Origin of the sequence: Paracoccus sp. KR1-242, from assembly GCF_049446195.1 — a bacterium.
Classification (GTDB): Bacteria; Pseudomonadota; Alphaproteobacteria; order Rhodobacterales; family Rhodobacteraceae; genus Paracoccus; species Paracoccus broussonetiae.
Map to the genome: position 1 here is coordinate 82,187 of NZ_JBMSED010000006.1, position 20,269 is coordinate 102,455.

17 protein-coding genes are annotated in these 20,269 nt (G+C 65.3%); 15 read left to right on the forward strand and 2 right to left on the reverse strand.

Annotation, left to right across the window (positions count from 1 at the left end):
* Positions 1-78: 78 nt before the first annotated feature.
* Entirely contained in the window at positions 79-720 is a 642-nt protein-coding gene (locus tag ACO2Q4_RS10235; RefSeq protein ID WP_395132540.1) for a bifunctional 4-hydroxy-2-oxoglutarate aldolase/2-dehydro-3-deoxy-phosphogluconate aldolase, read from the forward strand.
* 62 nt (positions 721-782) lie between these two features.
* On the opposite strand, the gene xseA is transcribed toward ACO2Q4_RS10235, so the two are convergent.
* The gene (gene xseA, locus ACO2Q4_RS10240; RefSeq protein WP_423319279.1) at positions 783-2,366 is read right to left on the reverse strand and encodes an exodeoxyribonuclease VII large subunit; all 1,584 of its coding nucleotides are present in this window, start codon (positions 2,364-2,366) and stop codon (positions 783-785) included.
* Positions 2,367-2,470: 104 nt separating this feature from the next.
* Here xseA and purD point away from each other — a divergent pair, with 104 nt between their 5' ends.
* The 9 genes from purD to ACO2Q4_RS10285 all read left to right on the forward strand — a co-directional run bounded on the left by purD (position 2,471) and on the right by ACO2Q4_RS10285 (position 14,025).
* Positions 2,471-3,733 (forward strand): phosphoribosylamine--glycine ligase, encoded by a 1,263-nt coding sequence (gene purD, locus ACO2Q4_RS10245; protein ID WP_423319081.1) that lies wholly within the window; start codon positions 2,471-2,473, stop codon positions 3,731-3,733.
* 331 nt (positions 3,734-4,064) lie between these two features.
* Positions 4,065-5,627, forward strand: a complete 1,563-nt coding sequence (locus ACO2Q4_RS10250) for a 2-isopropylmalate synthase (protein WP_423319083.1) — start codon at positions 4,065-4,067, stop codon at positions 5,625-5,627.
* A gap of 339 nt (positions 5,628-5,966) precedes the next feature.
* The gene (locus ACO2Q4_RS10255; RefSeq protein ID WP_311758378.1) at positions 5,967-7,001 is read left to right on the forward strand and encodes a rod shape-determining protein; all 1,035 of its coding nucleotides are present in this window, start codon (positions 5,967-5,969) and stop codon (positions 6,999-7,001) included.
* Between the two features lie 13 nt (positions 7,002-7,014).
* A complete protein-coding gene (gene mreC, locus ACO2Q4_RS10260; protein WP_423319085.1) occupies positions 7,015-7,977 on the forward strand; it encodes a rod shape-determining protein MreC in 963 nt (320 codons plus the stop codon).
* Positions 7,970-8,500 (forward strand): rod shape-determining protein MreD, encoded by a 531-nt coding sequence (locus ACO2Q4_RS10265; RefSeq protein ID WP_311758376.1) that lies wholly within the window; start codon positions 7,970-7,972, stop codon positions 8,498-8,500. Before mreC ends, ACO2Q4_RS10265 begins: the two co-directional genes overlap by 8 nt.
* Position 8,501: 1 nt before the next feature.
* Entirely contained in the window at positions 8,502-10,445 is a 1,944-nt protein-coding gene (gene mrdA, locus ACO2Q4_RS10270; protein WP_311758375.1) for a penicillin-binding protein 2, read from the forward strand.
* A gap of 1 nt (position 10,446) precedes the next feature.
* Complete coding sequence (gene rodA, locus ACO2Q4_RS10275; protein WP_311758374.1) at positions 10,447-11,586, forward strand: rod shape-determining protein RodA; 1,140 nt, start codon at positions 10,447-10,449, stop codon at positions 11,584-11,586.
* Entirely contained in the window at positions 11,586-12,506 is a 921-nt protein-coding gene (locus ACO2Q4_RS10280; RefSeq protein ID WP_423319088.1) for a 2-hydroxyacid dehydrogenase, read from the forward strand. The genes rodA and ACO2Q4_RS10280 overlap by 1 nt, the downstream gene beginning before the upstream one ends.
* A 97-nt stretch (positions 12,507-12,603) precedes the next feature.
* Complete coding sequence (locus ACO2Q4_RS10285) at positions 12,604-14,025, forward strand: mannose-1-phosphate guanylyltransferase/mannose-6-phosphate isomerase (RefSeq protein ID WP_423319090.1); 1,422 nt, start codon at positions 12,604-12,606, stop codon at positions 14,023-14,025.
* Here ACO2Q4_RS10285 and ACO2Q4_RS10290 read toward each other — a convergent pair.
* Positions 14,010-14,636 carry a TetR family transcriptional regulator C-terminal domain-containing protein gene (locus ACO2Q4_RS10290; RefSeq protein WP_423319091.1) on the reverse strand — a complete coding sequence of 209 codons (627 nt, stop codon included), beginning with the start codon at positions 14,634-14,636 and terminating at the stop codon, positions 14,010-14,012. The two genes, ACO2Q4_RS10285 and ACO2Q4_RS10290, sit on opposite strands and share 16 nt — an antisense overlap.
* Positions 14,637-14,872: 236 nt before the next feature.
* Here ACO2Q4_RS10290 and ACO2Q4_RS10295 point away from each other — a divergent pair, with 236 nt between their 5' ends.
* The 5 genes from ACO2Q4_RS10295 to ACO2Q4_RS10315 all read left to right on the forward strand — a co-directional run bounded on the left by ACO2Q4_RS10295 (position 14,873) and on the right by ACO2Q4_RS10315 (position 20,267).
* Complete coding sequence (locus ACO2Q4_RS10295; RefSeq protein ID WP_423319281.1) at positions 14,873-16,117, forward strand: Zn-dependent hydrolase; 1,245 nt, start codon at positions 14,873-14,875, stop codon at positions 16,115-16,117.
* 61 nt (positions 16,118-16,178) lie between these two features.
* Positions 16,179-17,630, forward strand: a complete 1,452-nt coding sequence (gene hydA / locus ACO2Q4_RS10300) for a dihydropyrimidinase (RefSeq protein WP_423319093.1) — start codon at positions 16,179-16,181, stop codon at positions 17,628-17,630.
* A 7-nt stretch (positions 17,631-17,637) separates the two neighbouring features.
* Positions 17,638-18,405 carry an ABC transporter ATP-binding protein gene (locus tag ACO2Q4_RS10305; RefSeq protein WP_423319282.1) on the forward strand — a complete coding sequence of 256 codons (768 nt, stop codon included), beginning with the start codon at positions 17,638-17,640 and terminating at the stop codon, positions 18,403-18,405.
* A gap of 69 nt (positions 18,406-18,474) precedes the next feature.
* Positions 18,475-19,338, forward strand: coding sequence for an ABC transporter permease (locus ACO2Q4_RS10310; RefSeq protein ID WP_423319095.1), 864 nt, complete (start codon positions 18,475-18,477; stop codon positions 19,336-19,338).
* A complete protein-coding gene (locus ACO2Q4_RS10315) occupies positions 19,335-20,267 on the forward strand; it encodes an ABC transporter permease (protein WP_423319097.1) in 933 nt (310 codons plus the stop codon). Before ACO2Q4_RS10310 ends, ACO2Q4_RS10315 begins: the two co-directional genes overlap by 4 nt.
* The last annotated feature ends 2 nt before the right edge of the window (positions 20,268-20,269 follow it).

Consider the following 20,269-nt stretch of genomic DNA (forward strand, 5'->3'; position numbering starts at 1 on the left):
GTGATCTTGATCCCGCCCGTGGAAAGGCGCAGTCTGCGCCCGAACCTTACCGCCCTGCCTGACAGTCGAGGAATGCCCATGACCCCCGAAATCCAGTCCCGGAACAGCCGCGCACTTTGCGAACTCGCCCCGGTCATCCCGGTTCTGGTGATCGGCGACGCCGCGCGGGCCGAAGGGCTTGCGACCGCGCTGGTCGCGGGCGGACTGCCGGTGCTGGAAGTTACCCTGCGCACCCCTGCCGCGCTGGACGCGATCCGCGAAATGGCGAAGGTGCCGGGCGGGCATGTCGGCGCCGGGACCGTCCTGACCCCGGACGACGCGAAGCGCGCCAAGGATGCGGGCGCCAGCTTTGCCGTCTCGCCCGGCGCGACCGACCGCCTAGTCCGTGCCTGCGAAGACATCGGCCTGCCCTTGCTGCCGGGTGCCGTCACGGCCTCGGAGGTGATGCGCGCGATGGAATATGGCTACTCCATGCTGAAGTTCTTTCCGGCCGAGGCAGCGGGCGGGGCGAAATCGCTGAAATCGCTGGCGGGACCCCTGCCCCAGGTCAGCTTCTGCCCGACCGGCGGGGTTACGCCGACGAATGCGCCCGACTATCTTGCCCTGCCGAACGTCATCTGCGTCGGTGGCAGCTGGATTTCGCCCGATGCAGAGGTGGCAGCCGGAAACTGGTCCGCGATCGAAGAACGCGCCCGCGTCGCGGCGGCGCTGCGCGGCTGATTCCGCGCCGGGGGCGCTGCCCCCGGACCCCCGGGGTATTTCCAAAACCGTGAGATGTGAGATCAGAACAGGGACTTTTGGTCCTTGCCCTGCCCTTCGCTGTCATCCTTTGGGCTGTCCTTGCGGGGCGGCCGTGCGGGCGCATCGGGGCGCGCCTGCATGCGATCGTCATTCGCGAACTCGATCTCGAAACGCGGCGTTTGCATGGCCTGCGCAGCGCTGGTGATCAGCCCCTGCGGCCCCCGCACGATCGCATAGCCCCGGCGAAGGGTCTCGTTATATCCAAGGGTCTGGCGCAGGCGGTCGATGCGTTCCAGCCTTTCGCGGCGGGGCGGCAGCAGCCTTGCGCCCGCCGCAATCAGCCTTCGGGTCAGCGCCGAGATGCGATCGCCTTCGCGCGCGATGTCGCGCTGCGCCTGGGCCAATGTGCGCTGACGGGCACGGTCCAGACGTTCCGAAAGCCCCGCCAGCCGTTCGCGCTGACGCGCCTGCTGTCGTTCGGCGCAAAGCGGCAGGCGGCGGGCCTGATCCTCAAGCCGTTCGCGCCGGCCGCGCAACCCGCTGCGCAATGCCGAAAGCGACAAGGGAAGCGCGTTCAGACGATCCCTGCGACTGCGGACAAAGGCCCGCAGGGCCGGTTCCAGCCGTTCCGCGAAGAGGTCGAAACGCTGCCGCGCGGGATCGGTCAGCGCCTGCGGACGGCCGAGCGCACGGCCCAGATCGGTCAGTCTTTGCCGGTGGCGGTCATGGCGCGATCGCGCCGCGCGGATCATGCGGATTCCGCTTTCGCCCAGCCGGGCCGCAAGCTCGGCGCGCACCGGAACCGCGATTTCGGCCGCGGCGGTGGGGGTCGGGGCGCGACGGTCCGAAGCGAAGTCGATCAGCGTAGTGTCGGTTTCGTGCCCTACCGCCGAAATCAGGGGAATACGGCTGGCCGCGGCAGCGCGCACGACCGTTTCCTCGTTGAAGCCCCAAAGGTCTTCCAGGCTGCCGCCGCCCCGCGCGACGATGATCAGGTCCGGCCGCGGGATCGGACCAGCGGGATCAAGTGCGTTGAAGCCCTGGATTGCCGCCGTGACCTGCGGGGCGCAGCCTTCGCCCTGAACGGCCACCGGCCAGATCAGCACGCGGGTCGGAAAACGGTCGCGCAGCCGGTGCAGGATGTCGCGGATGACCGCCCCCGAGGGCGAGGTCACGACACCGATCACGCGCGGCAAAAACGGCAGCGGACGCTTTCTTGCCTCGTCGAAAAGCCCTTCGGCGGCCAGGGCCTTGCGGCGCTTTTCCAGCATCATCATCAGCGCCCCGGCGCCTGCCGGCTCGATCTCGTCGACGATCAACTGGTATTTCGACTGGCCGGGAAAGGTGGTCAGGCGACCGGTCGCAATGACCTCGATCCCCTCTTCGGGACGGGTCGAGAGGCGCGCGGCCTGCCCTTTCCAGGTGACTGCCGCGATGACCGAGCGGTCATCCTTGAGATCGAAATACAGGTGCCCCGACGAAGGGCGGGAGACGCGCCCGATCTCTCCACGAACGCGGACGCGGCCGAACTCGCCCTCAAGCGTGCGTTTGACGGCGCCGGAAAGCTCCGACACGGTGAATTCATGCGCATTGCTGCCGGGGGCGTCTTCGAACAGTTCCATGATCCGGTTCTGGCGCGCCTGCGGGCCGGGATCAAGGGCAGTTTCGGATTGATCCGGAGCGGGGCAATTCCTAGAAGGCGCGAGACATCGCAAGGAAGGGCCATCGCATGAATATCCTGATCCTCGGCAGCGGCGGGCGCGAACATGCGCTGGCCTGGGCGGTCCGGCAGAATCCGAAATGCGACAGACTGTTCGTCGCCCCCGGCAATCCCGGCATGGCCGCTGTCGCGCGCCTGGCGGAACTGGACATCCTGTCGGGCGCTGCCGTCATCGGCTTTTGCGAGGAGAATGCGATCGACCTGGTGATCGTCGGCCCCGAGGCACCGCTGGCGGCCGGCGTCGCAGATGATCTGCGCAGTGCCGGGATTCTGGTCTTTGGCCCCTCGGCAGCGGCAGCGCGGCTTGAGGCGTCGAAGGGCTTCACCAAGGAAATCTGCGATGCCTGCAATGCGCCGACGGCCGCCTGGGCGCGCTTTGACGCGGCCAGGCCCGCGCGCGACTATATCCGTGCCAAGGGCGCGCCGATCGTCGTCAAGGCAGATGGTCTGGCCGCCGGCAAGGGCGTCACGGTCGCCATGACCGAGGATGAGGCCCTGAGCGCCATCGACGACGCCTTTGGCGGCACGTTCGGCGATGCCGGGGCCGAGGTCGTGATCGAGGAGTTCATGTCGGGGGAAGAGGCAAGCTTCTTCATCCTGTGCGACGGCACCGACTGCCTGCCCATCGGCACGGCGCAGGATCACAAGCGCGTCGGCGAGGGCGATACCGGCCCGAATACCGGCGGCATGGGCGCCTATTCCCCTGCCCCGGTCCTGACGCAGGCAATCCAGGATCGCGTGATGGCCGAGATCGTGCAGCCCACCGTGGCCGAGATGGCCCGCCGCGGCACGCCGTTCCAGGGAATCCTTTACGCCGGGCTGATGATCGAGGACGGGCACGCGCGGCTGGTGGAATACAATGTCCGCTTCGGCGATCCCGAATGCCAGGTGCTGATGATGCGGCTGGGCGCACAGGCGCTGGACCTGATTCTGGCCTGTGCCGAAGGACGCCTGGCCGAGGCCGGCGTCACCTGGGCCGAGGATCACGCGCTGACCGTGGTGCTTGCTGCTCGGGGCTATCCCGGCACCTATCAGAAAGGCACTGAAATCGGAGGGTTGGACGGGCTGCCTGAGGATTCGACCCGCATCGTCTTTCATGCCGGAACCGCGCGGCAGGACGGCAAATGGCTGGCAAACGGGGGGCGCGTGCTGACCGCGACCGGTCGCGGCGCGACGCTGGCCGAGGCCCACGAACGCGCCTATGCGCTGGCCGATGCAATCGACTGGCCGGGCGGGTTCTATCGCCGGGACATCGGTTGGCGCGCGCTTTGAGAGGACAGCTCCGGCGGCGCGGTCGCGGGGGTATTTGAGAAACGGTGAAACCGGGGCGGGGCGCGCGGATTGCCCCGCCTTTTTCATGGTCGGGTTCAAAATTCTACCGCAGCGTCAATTTCTGCCTTTTCAAGCCGGTGAGAGCGGTCTTATATTCCGCGCCATGACTCGGATGCGACACATCGCCACCACCCGGAACGCGCAGATCGGCGCGCGTTTTGCCGTGAGTCTCCGCGGTCTTCTCCTTCTTACGCTGCGCTGAGCGGGTCTCCGGGCCACCGCTCAGTTTGGCTGCGCCCGGACCAGCAAGCGTAAAGAAGGATTCCCGAACATGACCGACAAGAACCGCGTATTGATTTTTGATACCACGCTGCGCGATGGCGAGCAGTCGCCTGGTGCCACGATGACCCATGCCGAGAAGCTGGAAATTGCCCAGATGCTCGATGAAATGGGCGTCGACATCATCGAGGCAGGCTTTCCCATCGCCTCGGAAGGCGATTTCGCCGCCGTCAGCGAGATCGCCAAGCAGTCGAAGAACTCTGTCATCTGCGGTCTGGCCCGTGCGCAACTGCCCGATATCGACCGCTGCTGGGAGGCCGTGAAGCACGCCCGCCAGCCGCGCATCCATACTTTCATCGGCACCTCGCCGCTGCATCGCGCAATTCCCAATCTGGACATGGACCAGATGGCCGAGCGCATCCATCAGACCGTGACCCATGCCCGCAACCTGTGCGACAACGTGCAATGGTCGCCGATGGACGCGACGCGAACCGAACACGACTATCTGTGCCGGGTGGTCGAGATCGCGATCAAGGCGGGTGCGACCACGATCAACATTCCCGATACCGTAGGCTATACCGCGCCGCGCGAATCCGCCGCGCTGATCCGGATGCTGCTGGAGCGGGTGCCGGGCGCAGACGAGATCATTTTCGCGACGCATTGCCACAACGACCTGGGCATGGCGACGGCAAACAGCCTCGCCGCGGTCGAGGCGGGCGCGCGCCAGGTCGAATGCACGATCAACGGCTTGGGCGAGCGCGCCGGGAATACCGCGCTTGAGGAAGTCGTCATGGCGCTGAAGGTGCGTCACGACATCATGCCTTTTGACACCGGCATCGACACGACCAAGATCATGGGCATCTCGCGCCGCGTCGCGGCTGTGTCGGGCTTCCCGGTCCAGTTCAACAAGGCCATCGTCGGCAAGAACGCCTTCCTGCACGAATCCGGCATCCACCAGGATGGTGTGCTGAAGAACGTCGAGACCTTCGAGATCATGCGCCCCGCCGATATCGGCCTGAACGAGGCGAATATCGCGATGGGCAAGCATTCGGGCCGTGCCGCCCTGCGGGCCAAGCTGCGCGATCTGGGCTATGAGGTCGGCGACAACCAGTTGAAGGACGTGTTCGTCCGCTTCAAGGCGCTGGCTGACCGCAAGAAGGAAGTCTATGACGACGACCTGGTCGCGCTGATGCAGGACAGCAGCGCCAATACCGACAGCGACTATCTGCAGGTCAAGCACCTGCGGGTCGTCTGCGGCAGCGACGGCCAGTCCGCCGACCTGACCATGGTGGTCGGCGACGAGGAAAAGACCGTCCATGCCGAGGGCGACGGCCCGGTTGATGCCTGCTTCAACGCCGTGAAGGCGATCTGGCCGCATAATGCCGTGCTTCAGCTCTATCAGGTCCATGCAGTGACCGAGGGCACCGACGCGCAGGCCACGGTCAGCGTCCGCATGGAGGAAGAGGGCCGCATCGCCACCGGCCAGGCCGCCGACACCGACACGATCCTGGCCAGCGTCAAGGCCTATGTCGGGGCGCTGAACCGCCTGAAGCTGCGCCGCGAGATGGTCGGCGAAGGCGCCGACTCCAAGCAGGTCAGCATGTATTCGCACTGAACGAATCCGTGAACACGAATTACGGGGCGGCCTGCGGGGCCGCCCTTTTTCTTGCGCCCGCCCTCGTTGCCTGCAAAACTGGGTCGCAACCTGCGCGAAACCCAGCTGTGTCAGCGAATTGGGGCGCGAAATTCAGGTAAGTCCGCGCCCCGTGGGGCCTTGAAACGACGCAACGGCCCGCACGCGCTCAAGCGAAAATACCGGGTTTCCGCGGCGGAAATCGCGGCCTATATGAAGCCAATCCAAGATGAGGCGACTCATCGGGGCAATCGGACAATGACCGTCGGCAAACGACGGGGATCACGCCGTCAAGGCAGGGACGGCAGAAGGGATAATCACATGGCCTTTGGCGGGTTGTTTTCCACCGATATCGCAATCGACCTGGGGACCGCGAACACGCTGGTCTATGTGAAGGGCAAGGGCATCATCCTGAACGAGCCTTCGGTCGTTGCCTATCACGTCAAGGACGGCAAGAAGCAGGTCCTGGCCGTGGGCGAGGATGCCAAGCTTATGCTGGGCCGGACCCCCGGCTCGATCGAGGCGATCCGCCCGATGCGCGAAGGCGTCATAGCGGATTTCGACAGCGCCGAAGAGATGATCAAGCATTTCATCAAGAAGGTGTTCCGCCGGACGACCTTCTCGAAGCCCAAGATCATCGTCTGCGTCCCGCATGGCGCGACCCCGGTCGAGAAACGCGCGATCCGCCAGTCGGTCCTGTCCGCGGGCGCCCGCAAGGCCGGCCTGATCGCCGAGCCGATTGCAGCCGCCATCGGTGCCGGCATGCCGATCACCGAGCCGACCGGCAGCATGGTCGTCGATATCGGCGGCGGCACCACCGAAGTCGCGGTCCTGTCGCTGGGCGACGTGGTCTATGCACGTTCGGTCCGTATCGGCGGCGACCGCATGGATGACGCGCTGATCAACTATCTGCGCCGCAACCACAACCTGCTGATCGGCGAATCCACCGCCGAACGGGTCAAGACCCAGATCGGCACCGCCCGCATGCCCGACGACGGCCGGGGCGCAACCATCATGGTGCGCGGCCGCGACCTGCTGAACGGGATCCCCAAGGAAATGGAGATCACCCAAGCCATGGTCGCCGAGGCGCTGGCCGAGCCGGTGCAGCAGATCTGCGAGGCCGTCATGGTCGCGCTGGAAGCCACCCCTCCGGACCTGGCCGCCGACATCGTCGACCGCGGTGTGATGCTGACCGGTGGCGGCGCGATGCTGGGCGAACTCGATCTGGCGCTGCGCGAGCAGACTGGCCTGTCGATCAGCCTGGCCGACCAGCCGATGAGCTGTGTCGCACTGGGTACGGGCAAGGCGCTGGAATATGAAAAGCAGCTGCGCCACGTGATCGACTACGACAGCTGATCAGGTCAGGCCCATGGCGCGCAAGGGCCCAGACTACGCGGCTCCGGTCCGCCGCATCCTCGTCTCGCTGCTGCTTCTGGTGCTGCTGTCGATCTTCCTGTTCTGGCAGATCGACAGCCCCAGGGCCGAGCGGATGCGTTCGGCGGTAATCGACCGCTTCGTCCCCAGCTTCGAATGGATCATGAACCCGGTCACGCGGCTTAGCCGCATGGTCGCCGGCTTCGAATCCTATGCCCGGCTTTACGAGCAGAACCAGGAATTGCGGCGCGAGCTGCAGAAGATGTCGGCCTGGAAAGAGGCCGCCGTCCAGCTTGAACAGGAAAACGCCAAGCTTCTTGCACAGAACAACGTGCGCATCGACCCGGCCCTGACCTCGGTCTCGGGCGTGGTGCTGACCGACAGCGGGACAGCGTTCCGGCAATCCGTGTTGCTGAACGTGGGTTCGCGCGACGGTATCCTTGACGGCTGGGCGACGATGGACGGGTTGGGTCTGGTGGGCCGCATCTCGGGCGTGGGCGAGACGACCAGCCGCGTCATGCTGCTGACCGATCCATCCAGCCGCATCCCGGTCACGATCCTGCCATCGGGCCAGCACGCCCTGCTCAGCGGGGACAATACCGCCTTCCCGGCGCTGGACTTCATCGAAAGCCCCGAGAACCTGCGCCCCGGCGACCGGGTCATCAGCTCCGGCGATGGCGGGGTCTTTCCGCCCGGCCTGTTGGTCGGGCAGGTGGCGCAGGCCAGCGACGGACGCCTGCGGGTCCGCCTGGCCGCCGATTACGGGCGCCTTGAATTCCTGCGCGTCCTGCGCAGCCATCCGGCCGAGCGGCTGGCCGATACCGGCCTGCTGATCCCGCCCCCTCCTGCCGAATTCATCGGACCGCCGATGCCCGCGGCCATGGACATCGATCCCGCGATCCAGGGCCCCGCCACCGCCGAGCCGGAAGCCGCCCCCGAGGAGACCCAGGATGATTGAGCCGCAGCGCCGTCGACGGCTCGCGGGTCAGATCCTGTTCGTTCTGCTGTTTCTTGCGATCCTGTTCCTGCGGCTGATGCCGCTCAATCCCGGCCGGGTCGCCTGGCCGGGGCCAGATCTGGCGATCTGCCTGACCATGGCCTGGTTGCTGCGGCGCCCCGAACAGGTTCCCGTCCTAATGATCGCGCTGATGTTCCTGCTGGAGGATTTCCTTCTGCTGCGCCCGCTGGGGCTGTGGACCGCGATCGTCGTCATGGGCACCGAGGCCGCAAGAAATCGCGAGCAGCGTTGGCGCGAGCTGCCGTTCATGGTTGAATGGCTGCGGGTGGTCATCCTGCTCGCCCTGATGATGCTGGGATACCGGCTGGTGCTGGCGGTCTTCTTCCTGCCCCTGCCCCCCTTGGGACAGGTGATCCTGCAATTCATCGCGACCATCGGGGCCTATCCGCTGACCGCCGGATTGCTGCGCTGGCCCCTTGGGCTGCGCCGCAGTCCCATCGATACTGACACAAGGCGTCGCTGACATGCGCAAGTCCCAGAAGGAAATCGCCGAGAGCAGCCGTTCGATCTCGCGCCGGCTGCTGATGTTGGGCGTGGTTCAGGCCTCGGTCATCAGCGTGCTGGGACTTAAGCTGCGCTCGATGCAGCTAGAGCATGCCGATCAATACCGGATGCTTTCGGACGGCAACTCGATCAAGATCCGCCTGCTGCCCCCGGCGCGGGGCCTGATCCTGGACCGCAACGGCATCATCATCGCCGGGAACGAGCAGAACTATCGCGTCACCCTGACCCGAGAGGATGCGGGCGACATCTCGACCGTGGTGGCCCGTCTGCGGCGCATCATCCCGATGTCCGACAAACAGGCGGCCGAACTGATTGCCGAGATCCGGCGGCGCAGCGCGGTCACGCCGGTCATGGTCGCGGACCGGCTGACCTGGCAGGAATTCTCCTCGGTCGCACTGAACGCGCCGGCCCTGCCCGGCGTGACCCCGGAATCTGGCCTTTCGCGCAGTTATCCGCGCGCGGGCGATTTTTCCCATGTCCTGGGCTATGTCGGCCCGGTTTCGGATTTCGACCTGTCCAAGATCGAGAACCCCGATCCTGTCCTGCGCCTGCCCGAATTCCAGCTGGGCAAGGTCGGAATGGAGGCCAAGCTTGAGGAATCCTTGCGCGGCAAGGCCGGCAACCGCCGTGTCGAGGTGAACAGCGCGGGGCGCGAGATGCGCGAACTGTCGCGGCAGGAAGGCCAGCAGGGCGCGACCGTCCAAACCACGATGGACGCCCGGCTTCAGAACTTCACGGCGCAGCGGCTGGGCGTCGAAAGCGCCGCCGCCGTGGTCATGGACGTGACGAATGGCGACATTCTGGCCATCTCGTCCTCTCCGGTCTTCGATCCGAACAAGTTCGTGCGGGGCATCAGTTCGTCCGATTACCGCGAACTGATGCAGCATGACCATCGGCCCCTGGCCGACAAGACGGTGCAGGGCGCCTATCCCCCCGGCTCGACCTTCAAGCTGGTCACGCTGCTGGCCGGACTGGATTCGGGCGTCATCAATCCCGGAACGCGCTTCTTTTGCCCCGGTTACGTCCAGGTCGCCGGGCGTCGCTTCCACTGCTGGAGCCGTGGCGGGCATGGCACCGTCGATGCGATCCGCAGCCTCGAACATTCCTGCGACGTCTATTATTACGAACTCGCGCAGCGCGTCGGCATCGACCGCATCGCCGCGATGGCGCGCCGCCTTGGCATCGGGGTCCGTCACGACCTGCCCATGTCCGCGATCACCGAAGGCATCGCCCCCGACCGCGCCTGGAAGATGGAGCGCTACAAGCAGGAATGGCAGATCGGCGATTCTCTGAATGCCTCGATCGGACAGGGCTATGTGCTGGCCTCTCCGCTGCAACTCGCCGTGATGACCGCTCGCGTCGCGACCGGGCGCGCGGTGGTGCCTCGGCTGGTCCGGTCCATCGACGGCGCGGTTGAACAGGTGCCGGAATTCCCCGAACTTGGGATCAATCCCCTATTCCTGCGCACCGTGCAGGGGGGCATGGACGCGGTGATGAACTCGGCCCGCGGGACCGCCCGGCGCGCCCGCATCCAGACCGAGGAATGGCGCATGGCCGGCAAGACCGGCACCAGCCAGGTCAGGAACATCACCGCCGCCGAGCGTGCGCGCGGCGTCATATCGAACGACCAGTTGCCGTGGAACCGGCGGGACCACGCGCTGTTCGTGTGCTTCGCCCCCTATGACATGCCACGCTATGCCGTCTCGGTCGTGGTCGAACACGGCGGCGGCGGCGGCTCGGTCGCGGGCCCGATTGCGCGCGACATCCTGCTGTTCGCGCTGGCAGATGGCCTGCCCCCGCTTTCGGCCTATCCCGACGGAGAGCGCGCCAAGGTCGAGGAGATCTGGTCCAAGATGAACCTGATGCCGCCCGCGACCCCCAAGACGACCCGCGCGAAGGCCTGAAATGAGCTACCTGGATTATTCGGTCGAGCGCGTCCCCACCGGCTGGCGCAAGATCCTGTACCTGAACTGGCCGCTGGTTTTTCTTGTCACCGCAGTCAGTTGCATCGGGTTCCTGATGCTCTATTCGGTCTCTGGCGGCGATATCGACCGCTGGGCCATGCCGCAGATGGAGCGCTTTGCCATCGGCATGGTGCTGATGATCGGTCTTGCCTTCGTGCCGATCTGGTTCTGGCGGTCGATTGCGGTCGTATCCTATGTCATCTGCGTGCTGCTGCTGATCGCGGTCGAGGTCATGGGCCATGTCGGCATGGGTGCGCAGCGCTGGCTGATCCTTGGCCCGATCCGCATCCAGCCGTCCGAGCTGACCAAGATCGCCTTCGTAATGACGCTGGCGGCCTATTACGACTGGTTGCCGGTCGAAAGGGTGTCGCGACCGCTTTGGGTGCTGATTCCGGTCGTGCTGATCCTGACGCCGACGGCACTGGTGCTGATGCAGCCGGACCTTGGCACCTCGGTCATGCTGATCGCGGGCGGTGGCATCGTGATGTTCGCCGCAGGGGTCAGCCTGTGGTATTTCGGCGCCGTCATCGCGATCGTCGTGGGCCTTGTGACCGCCGTGATGGAAAGCCGGGGCACCGATTGGCAATTGCTGCACGACTACCAGTTCAAGCGCATCGATACCTTCCTTGACCCCGGATCGGACCCCCTTGGCGCTGGCTACAACATCATGCAGGCGCAGATCGCGCTGGGGTCGGGCGGCTGGGCGGGACGCGGCTTCATGCAGGGCACCCAATCGCGCCTGAATTTCCTGCCCGAGAAGCATACCGACTTCATCTTCACCTCGCTGGCCGAGGAATTCGGCTTTGTCGGCGCGGCTTCGCTGCTGATGCTTTACGTCCTGATCCTGGGCTTCTGCCTGCATTCGGCGTTGACGAACAAGGACCGCTTCGCAAGCCTGATGACCATAGGCATTGCGGGGACGTTTTTCCTGTATTTCGCGATCAACATGGCGACGGTGATGGGTATGCTGCCCGCCAAGGGCTCACCCTTGCCGCTTGTCAGCTATGGGGGGACCTCGCTCATGATCCTGCTGATGGGTTTCGGAATCCTGCAATCCGCCCATGTCCACAGGCCGCGCTGATGCGGGTTCTGTTCGCTGCCCCCGCGCGCCAGTGGGATGAATGGGCCCCGGCGCTGACCGCCGCCTGCCCCGAGATGGAGCTGTGCCGCGACGGCGCCCCGGACAGCTTCGACGCGCTGATCTATGCCCCCGGCTATCCCGAGGATGGTGCGACACTGGACTTTACCCCATTCACCCGTGCGCGTGTCGTGCAAAGCCTGTGGGCAGGGGTCGAACGGATCGTGACAAACCCGACCCTGACCCAGCCCCTGTGCCGCATGGTCGATCCGGGGCTTGCCCAGGGCATGGTGGAATATTGCCTTGGCTGGGCCATGCGCGCGCATCTGGGAATGGACAACTATCCCCAGGACGGGGTCTGGCGGAACGGGGTCGTGCCGCCCTTGGCATCCGGCCGTGGGGTCACGGTGCTGGGTATGGGCGAATTGGGCCGCACCGTGTCGGCCGCGCTGGTCGCCTTGGGCTTCCGCGTCACCGGTTGGTCGCAATCCGGCCGCCCGGTGGACGGGGTCGAAGTCCTGCCCGGCCGAGCCCTTCCCGATGCCCTGCACCGGGCCGAAATCCTTGTCAGCCTGCTGCCCGACACAGCCGAGACCCGAAACCTTCTGGATGCACCGCGGCTATCCCTGCTGCCCAAGGGGGCCGTCATCATCAATGCCGGCCGCGGAACCCTGATCGACGAAGACGCGCTGCTGCATGCGCTGGACAGCGGGCACCTGGGCCATGCCATTCTGGATGTCTTCCGGCAGGAGCCACTGCCCGCAGATCACCCTTTCTGGGCCAATCCCCGCGTGACGGTGACCCCCCATATCGCCGCGGATACCCGCCCGGAGACCGCCGCCCCCGTCGCGGCCGAGAACCTGCGCCGCGCCATGCGCGGCGAGCCGCTGCTGCATCGGGTGGACCTGGCGCGCGGCTATTGACGCTGGTGCGTTCCGCGGCTTGCGCACCGCGAAATCCCAATGGATAACTGGGCTTGCAACGCTGAATTCAATGGCACCCGCGCCGAGGGAGTGACGCATGGTGATGACCCCAGTTCTTCTGGCAGGCGGATCGGGCACCCGGCTGTGGCCGGTGTCTCGCAAGAGCTTTCCGAAACAGTTCGCACCGTTGATCGGTGACGAGACGCTGTTCCAGGCCTCGGCGCGCAGGCTGTCGGGGCCGCGCTATGCCGCGCCGATCGTCATGACCAATGCCGATTTCCGCTTCATCGTGGCCGAGCAGCTGACCAGCATGGGCATCGACCCGGCCGGAATCCTGATCGAGCCTTCGGGCCGCAATACCGCGCCCGCGATCCTGGCCGCGGCGCTGACCGTGGCGCAGACCGATCCCGACGGGTTGCTGCTGGTCGCACCTTCGGACCATGTCGTTCCCGATGCCGAGGCTTTTGGCCGGGCCGTCGATCTTGGCGAGCCTGCAGCCCGCTCGGGCCGGATCGTCACCTTCGGCATCACCCCGACCCGTCCCGAAACCGGGTATGGCTACATGGAAGCCGAAGAATGCGCCGAAGGTCCGGTTGCGCTGAGGCGCTTCGTGGAAAAGCCCGACCTTGCCAAGGCCGAGGCCATGATCGCACAGGGGAACTTCCTGTGGAATGCCGGGATTTTCCTGTTTTCCGCCCGCACGATGATCGAGGCTTTCCGCACCCACGCCCCGGAATTTCTGGATCCCGTGCAGGCGGCGCTGGACGAGGCGCGCCACGATCTTGGCTTCCTGCGACTGGCTCCCGCTCCCTGGGACAGCCTGCCGGACCTGTCGATCGACTATGCCGTGCTGGAAAAGGCAGACAACCTGTCAGTCGTCCGCTTCTCGGGACACTGGTCCGACCTGGGGGGCTGGGATGCAGTCTGGCGAGAGGCCCAGGATGGCGCCCCTGCCCCGGAAGGCGCCGTTACCGACGAACGCTCGACCGCGATCGATTGCCGCAACGTGCTGCTTCGCTCGCAGAACGAAGGGATCGAGGTCGTCGGCATCGGGCTTGAGGACGTGATGGTCGTGGCCACCTCGGACGCCGTGCTGGTGGCCGGGATGGACCGCGCGCAAGAGGTCCGCAAAGCCGTCAGCGCGCTGAAATCCAAGGGCGCGCGCCAGGCCGAGACATTTCTGCGCGATCACCGGCCCTGGGGTTGGTTCGAGACGCTGGCGCTGGCCGACCGTTTCCAGGTCAAGCGCATCGTCGTCAATCCCGGCGCGGCCCTGTCGCTGCAATCGCATTTCCATCGCTCGGAACACTGGATCGTCGTCAGCGGGACCGCCAAGGTCACGGTCGACGACGTGGTGACACTGGTGACCGAAAACCAGTCGATCTATGTGCCCCTTGGTGCTGTCCACCGGATGGAAAATCCCGGAAAGGTGCCGATGGTGCTGATCGAGGTTCAGACCGGCGCCTATCTGGGCGAGGATGACATCGTCCGCTACGAGGACGTCTATTCCCGCAACTGAGGCTTCAGAAGCCGCCGATAAAGCAGGTCCAGAAAGACCTGCGCCTCGGCATAGGGATCGTGGTCGGGGCCAAGCACGGCCCTGACCTGCACCTCGAAATCGGCATAATGCTGGGTCAGCGCCCAGATCGAGAACAGCAGGTGGTGCGGATCGACCTGCGCGATCTTTCCCTGCGCGACCCAGCCCGAGATCAGGGCGGATTTCTGATCGACAAGCTCGCGCAGTTCACCACCCAGGATCGGGGCCAGACGCTCGGCCCCCTGCAGCACCTCATTGGCGAAAAGTCGGCTTTCCTGCGGATAGTCGCGCGACATTTCCAGCTTGCGGCGGGCATAGGCAAGGATCTGGTCGGCCGGATCCCCCTCTGCCCGCAAATCGCGCAATGGGCCAAGCCAAAGGTCCAGCATTCCGCGCAGCAGGGCAGTGTGGATCGCGTCCTTGGACTGGAAATAGTAAAGCACGTTCGGCTTCGACAGGCCCGCTGTCTCGGCGATCTGGTCGATGGTCGTCCCTGAAAAGCCGCGTGCCGAAAATTCGCGCAGGGCGGCGGTCAGGATCGCCTCTCGGTTCTTTCTTTGAATACGACTTTGCCGACGCGGCTGTTCCTGCATGGGATTTCCGTGAAAGGCGGTCCATCCGTCAAAGGACTGATATCGCCGCGCTTGACTGGTCATGGACCCGTGCTAGCCTGATCCTGACCAAATGGTCAATATTTTGCGGGAAGGGCCAGCGCGTGCCGACCAACCCGCGCGTGACGCCCGATCCCGCCGACCGTCCGCAAGAGACGGCGGCCAGACAGGAAGGAAATGCGATGACGACTGCTCCTGGCGGAACGGATACCGCTGTCATGCCCGCAGCCAACATGAAGGTCGATGCCGACCGGTTGTGGGACAGCCTGATGGAGATGGCGAAAATCGGCCCCGGCATCGCCGGTGGCAACAACCGACAAGCCCTGACCGACGAGGATGCCGAGGGGCGCCGCCTGTTCCAGCATTGGTGCGAAGACGCGGGCATGGCAATGACCGTCGATCAGATGGGAAACATGTTCCTCCGCCACGAAGGGGCCGAGCCGGAACTTGACCCCGTCTATGTCGGCAGTCACCTGGACACCCAGCCGACCGGTGGCAAATATGACGGCGTTCTGGGCGTTCTGGCGGGGCTCGAGGTCATCCGCTCGATCCGGGATCTGGGAATCAGGACACGGCGGCCGATCGTCGTGACAAACTGGACGAACGAGGAAGGCACCCGTTTCGCTCCGGCCATGCTGGCTTCGGGCGTGTTCGCCGGGGTCATCGAACAGGATTACGCCTATGCCCGCCATGACGCCAAGGGCAAGACCTTTGGCGAGGAACTGGCCCGGATCGGTTGGAAGGGCGACGAGACGCCGGGGGATCGCAAGATCCACGCCATGTTCGAATACCATATCGAGCAGGGCCCGATCCTTGAGGCCGAAGCGACCCAGATTGGGGTCGTCACCCACGGACAGGGCCTGCGCTGGATCGAATGCACGGTGACCGGAAAGGGCCAGCACACCGGGTCAACGCCCATGCGGATGCGCCGGAATGCCGGTCGCGGCCTGGCGCAACTGACCGAACTGGTCCACGAGATAGCAATGAAGCACCAGCCCAACGCGGTCGGTGCAATCGGGCATGTCGACGTCTATCCAAACAGCCGCAATATCATTCCGGAAAAGGTTGTTTTCACGGTCGATTTCCGAAGCCATCTGCTGCCTGTCCTGCTGGAGATGGTCAAGGAGTTCACCGCGAAGGCCCCGGCGATCTGCGCCGATCTGGGATGCGAATTCGCATCCGAGATCGTCGGCCAGTTCGATCCACCGGCCTTCGACGAAACCCTGGTCCGGCGCGTCCGATCTTCGGCCGAGCGGCTGGGTTATAGCCATATGGACATCATCTCGGGCGCGGGGCACGACGCGTGCTGGGTCAACAAGGTTGCCCCCACGGTCATGATCATGTGCCCCTGCGTCGACGGCCTGTCCCATAACGAGGCCGAGGATATCAGCCGGGAATGGGCCAGCGCGGGTGCGGACGTGCTGCTGCATTCGGTGCTGGAGACGGCGGAGATCGTCGCGTGACGCCGCAGGGGCGCTGCCCCCGCACCCCCGGGGTATTTCTGAAACGATGAAGGGATGAGGGATGAGCACGGTCATCAGGGGCGGCACCATCGTCACGGCGGATCTGAGCTACAAGGCGGATGTACTGATCGAAGGGGGGCGCATCGCCGCCATAGGCGAGGGGCTGGTCGGCGACACGGTGCTGGATGCCAGCGGATGCTATGTCATGCCGGGCGGAATCGATCCGCACACCCATCTGGAAATGCCCTTCATGGGCACCTATTCGGCCGATGATTTCGAAAGCGGCACTCGCGCTGCGCTGGCGGGTGGGACGACCATGGTCGTGGATTTCGCCCTGCCCTCGCCCGGTCAGGGGCTGATGGACGCACTGAAAATGTGGGACAACAAGTCCGGCCGCGCGCATTGCGATTACAGCTATCACATGGCCGTCACCTGGTGGGGCGAGCAGGTCTTTGACGAGATGGACGAGGTGGTGAAGCGCGGCATCACCAGCTTCAAGCATTTCATGGCCTACAAGGGCTCGCTGATGGTGAATGACGACGAGATGTTCGCGTCCTTCCGCCGGGTGGGCGATCTGGGTGGCGTCGCCCTGGTCCATGCCGAGAATGGCGATGTCGTGGCCGAACTGTCCGCACGCCTGCTGGCCGAGGGCAATACCGGGCCGGAGGGCCATGCCTATTCCCGCCCGCCGCAGGTCGAGGGCGAGGCCACGAACCGCGCCATCATGATCGCCGACATGGCGGGTGTGCCGCTTTACGTCGTCCATACCTCGTGCGAAGACAGCCACGAGGCGATCCGCCGCGCTCGCGCCCACGGCAAGCGGGTCTGGGGCGAGCCGCTGATACAGCATCTGGTTCTGGATGAAAGCGAGTATTTCAACCCGGACTGGGATCATGCCGCACGGCGCGTCATGTCTCCGCCATTCCGCAACAAACTGCATCAGGACAGCCTGTGGGCCGGGCTGCAATCGGGCAGCCTGAGCTGCGTCGCAACCGATCACTGCGCCTTTACCACGACCCAGAAGCGCACCGGCATCGGCGATTTCACCAAAATCCCGAATGGCACCGGCGGGCTGGAGGACCGGATGCCGGTCCTGTGGACGCATGGGGTCGGCACCGGTCGGCTGACGCCAAACGAATTCGTCGCCGTCACCTCGACCAATATCGCGAAGATCCTGAACATGTATCCCAAAAAGGGTGCGGTTCTGGTCGGCTCGGATGCCGATCTTGTGGTCTGGGATCCCGAGGCGGAAAAGACGATCAGTGCGGGAACCCAGCAATCCTCGATCGATTACAACGTTTTCGAAGGGATCCGGGTTAAGGGCCTGCCCCGCTTCACCCTGACCCGCGGCGTGGTGGCGGTGACCGAAGGCAAGGTCGACAGCCACGAGGGGCATGGCGAATTCGTCGCGCGTGAACCGCGCCCCGCCGTGAACCGCGCGCTTTCTGCCTGGAAGGAACTGACTGCACCCCGCCCGGTCCAGCGCGCGGGCATTCCGGCAAGCGGGGTCTGACTTGTCCGTGATCGCGGCACAGGGCGTCAGCCTGACCTTCCAGACCGCCGACGGTCCGGTCCATGCCCTGAAGGACGTGGACCTGACCATCGGCAAGGGCGAGTTCGTCAGCTTCATCGGCCCCTCGGGCTGCGGCAAGACAACCTTCCTGCGCACGATCGCGGCGCTGGAAACGCCGAGCGCGGGGCAGATCAGCGTCAATGGAATGGGCGCCGACGATGCCCGACGTGCGCGCGCCTATGGTTATGTCTTCCAGGCGCCGGGACTGTATCCGTGGCGGACGATTTCGGGGAACATCTCGCTTCCACTTGAAATCATGGGGTTCCCGAGGGCAGACCGGGTCGAACGGATCGCCCGCGTCCTGGATCTGGTCGAACTGTCGGGCTTCGGCGGCAAGTTCCCCTGGCAACTGTCCGGCGGGATGCAGCAGCGCGCCTCTATCGCGCGCGCGTTGGCTTTTGACGCCGATATCCTGCTGATGGACGAGCCTTTCGGCGCCTTGGACGAGATCGTGCGCGACCGCCTGAACGAGGCTCTGCTGGAGCTTTGGCGCAAGACCGGAAAGACCATCGGCTTCGTCACCCATTCAATCCCCGAGGCGGTCTATCTGTCGACCCGGATTGTGGTCATGTCGCCGCGTCCTGGCCGGATCACGCGGGTGATCGACAGCCCCCTGCCACGCGATCGCCCGCTGGAGATCCGCGACACCCCGGAATTCATCCGCATCGCGCAAGAGGTGCGCGAAGGGCTGCGGGAAGGGCACAGCTATGACTGAGCCGTCTCCCTTACCAGGCTGGCCCCGGCGTGGGTCCCGAAAGGAAAGCCAGCCTCGGCGGTGGCTGTCATGAAACGCGCCCTACCCGTCCTGACGGTCATCACCGCCATCATCCTGGCGTGGTATGCCGCGGCCGTGGTCCTGAATGCGCCTTGGGCGCGGGATCAGGCCAACCGGTCCGGGACCACCCTGACACTGCCCGCCCTGCTGCGGGACACCATGACGCAAGAGCGGCCGATCCTGCCCGCGCCCCATCAGGTCGCGAAGGGATTGTGGGATGGTGTCGCGGGGCAAAAGATCACCTCGAAGCGCAGCCTGGTCTGGCATGGGTGGATCACGCTGTCGGCGACATTGGCGGGGTTTGCCGTCGGCTCGCTGGCCGGGATCCTGCTGGCGGTGGGGATCGTGCACAGCCGCGTCATCGACCTGTCGGTGATGCCTTGGGCCATCGCCAGCCAGACCGTGCCAATCCTTGCGATCGCGCCGATGGTGATCGTGGTCTTTGCCAGCGCCGGGATCACAGGGCTGGTACCAAAGGCGATGATCTCGGCCTGGCTGTCCTTTTTCCCTGTACTGGTCGGCATGGTAAAGGGGCTGAGAACACCGGACGCCATGCAGATGGACCTGATGCGATCCTGGAATGCGTCCCAAGCACAAGTTTTCTGGCGGCTTCGCCTGCCTTCCGCACTGCCTTATCTTTTCGCCAGCCTGAAGGTCGCGGTGGCGGCGGCGCTGGTCGGGACCATCGTGGGCGAATTGCCCGCAGGGGCAACGGCGGGGCTGGGCGCCAGGCTGCTTTCGGGCAGCTATTATGGCCAGACCGTGCAGATCTGGGCCGCGCTTTTCGCCGCTGCGGCGCTGGCCGCCGGGCTGGTCGCCATCATCGGCGGGGTTGAGCGGGTGACGCTGAGGCGAATGGGGCTGGCACGATGACGCACATCTGGGGCGAGCCGACCAAAAGGATGTTGGGAACACTGAAATTCTTGGCATGGGCCGTCGGGGCGCTGGTGGCGGCGGCGCTGGTGGCACCGTCTCTTGCCCCCCTGATCCTGGTCTGGCTGGCAGGGTGGACGGTGAATGTCTGGCTCGCACATTATGACAACCCGATCACTCGCACGGCCATCCCGCTGATCTTTGGCGCGACCCTGCTGGCGCTGTGGGAAATGGCCTGCCGGATCTTCGCCATTCCGGCCGTCATCCTGCCACCGCCCAGCCGCATCTGGTCGGCCTTCATCGGGAACCTGCCGTTGCTTTGGGGCGATTTCGTGCAGACGATCCTGAAAGGGGCGCTTTCGGGCTGGCTGATCGGGGCGGCGCTGGCGGTGGCGGTGGCCATCGTGATCGACCGCTCTCCCTTCCTGCAGCGCGGGCTGCTGCCCATCGGGAACTTCGTCGCCGCGCTTCCCATCGTCGGAATAGCGCCGATCCTTGTCATGTGGTTCGGCTTTGACTGGCAGTCCAAGGCGGCGGTGGTCGTGGTCATGGTCTTCTTCCCGATCCTCGTCAACATGGTGGCGGGGCTGAAGGCGACCGACGCACTCGCCCGTGACCAGATTGCGACCTGGGGCGCGCGCTATTCCCAGGCCTTGGTCAAGCTGCGTCTGCCTGCCGCCATGCCGTTCCTGTTCAACGGGCTGAAGATCACGACCACTCTTGCCCTGATTGGCGCCATCGTGGCCGAATTCTTCGGCAGCCCGACGCGGGGCATGGGGTTCCGGATCTCGACCGCCGTCGGCCAGCTCAACATGGCGCTGGTCTGGGCCGAGATTCTGGTGGCGGCGCTCGCCGGGACCGTCTTCTATGGAATTGTCGCGCTGGTCGAGAAACGGGTGACCTTCTGGCACCCCTCGCAGCGCCAATAAGC

Bases quoted from the DNA above. Each gene is read 5' to 3' on its own strand.
- ACO2Q4_RS10235 (WP_395132540.1), top strand. From the start codon at position 79: ATGACCCCCGAAATCCAGTCCCGGAACAGCCGCGCACTTTGCGAACTC.
- purD (WP_423319081.1), top strand. From the start codon at position 2,471: ATGAATATCCTGATCCTCGGCAGCGGCGGGCGCGAACATGCGCTGGCC.
- ACO2Q4_RS10250 (WP_423319083.1), top strand. From the start codon at position 4,065: ATGACCGACAAGAACCGCGTATTGATTTTTGATACCACGCTGCGCGAT.
- ACO2Q4_RS10255 (WP_311758378.1), top strand. From the start codon at position 5,967: ATGGCCTTTGGCGGGTTGTTTTCCACCGATATCGCAATCGACCTGGGG.
- mreC (WP_423319085.1), top strand. From the start codon at position 7,015: ATGGCGCGCAAGGGCCCAGACTACGCGGCTCCGGTCCGCCGCATCCTC.
- ACO2Q4_RS10265 (WP_311758376.1), top strand. From the start codon at position 7,970: ATGATTGAGCCGCAGCGCCGTCGACGGCTCGCGGGTCAGATCCTGTTC.
- mrdA (WP_311758375.1), top strand. From the start codon at position 8,502: ATGCGCAAGTCCCAGAAGGAAATCGCCGAGAGCAGCCGTTCGATCTCG.
- rodA (WP_311758374.1), top strand. From the start codon at position 10,447: ATGAGCTACCTGGATTATTCGGTCGAGCGCGTCCCCACCGGCTGGCGC.
- ACO2Q4_RS10280 (WP_423319088.1), top strand. From the start codon at position 11,586: ATGCGGGTTCTGTTCGCTGCCCCCGCGCGCCAGTGGGATGAATGGGCC.
- ACO2Q4_RS10285 (WP_423319090.1), top strand. From the start codon at position 12,604: ATGGTGATGACCCCAGTTCTTCTGGCAGGCGGATCGGGCACCCGGCTG.
- ACO2Q4_RS10290 (WP_423319091.1), bottom strand. From the start codon at position 14,636: ATGCAGGAACAGCCGCGTCGGCAAAGTCGTATTCAAAGAAAGAACCGA.
- ACO2Q4_RS10295 (WP_423319281.1), top strand. From the start codon at position 14,873: ATGCCCGCAGCCAACATGAAGGTCGATGCCGACCGGTTGTGGGACAGC.
- hydA (WP_423319093.1), top strand. From the start codon at position 16,179: ATGAGCACGGTCATCAGGGGCGGCACCATCGTCACGGCGGATCTGAGC.
- ACO2Q4_RS10310 (WP_423319095.1), top strand. From the start codon at position 18,475: ATGAAACGCGCCCTACCCGTCCTGACGGTCATCACCGCCATCATCCTG.
- ACO2Q4_RS10315 (WP_423319097.1), top strand. From the start codon at position 19,335: ATGACGCACATCTGGGGCGAGCCGACCAAAAGGATGTTGGGAACACTG.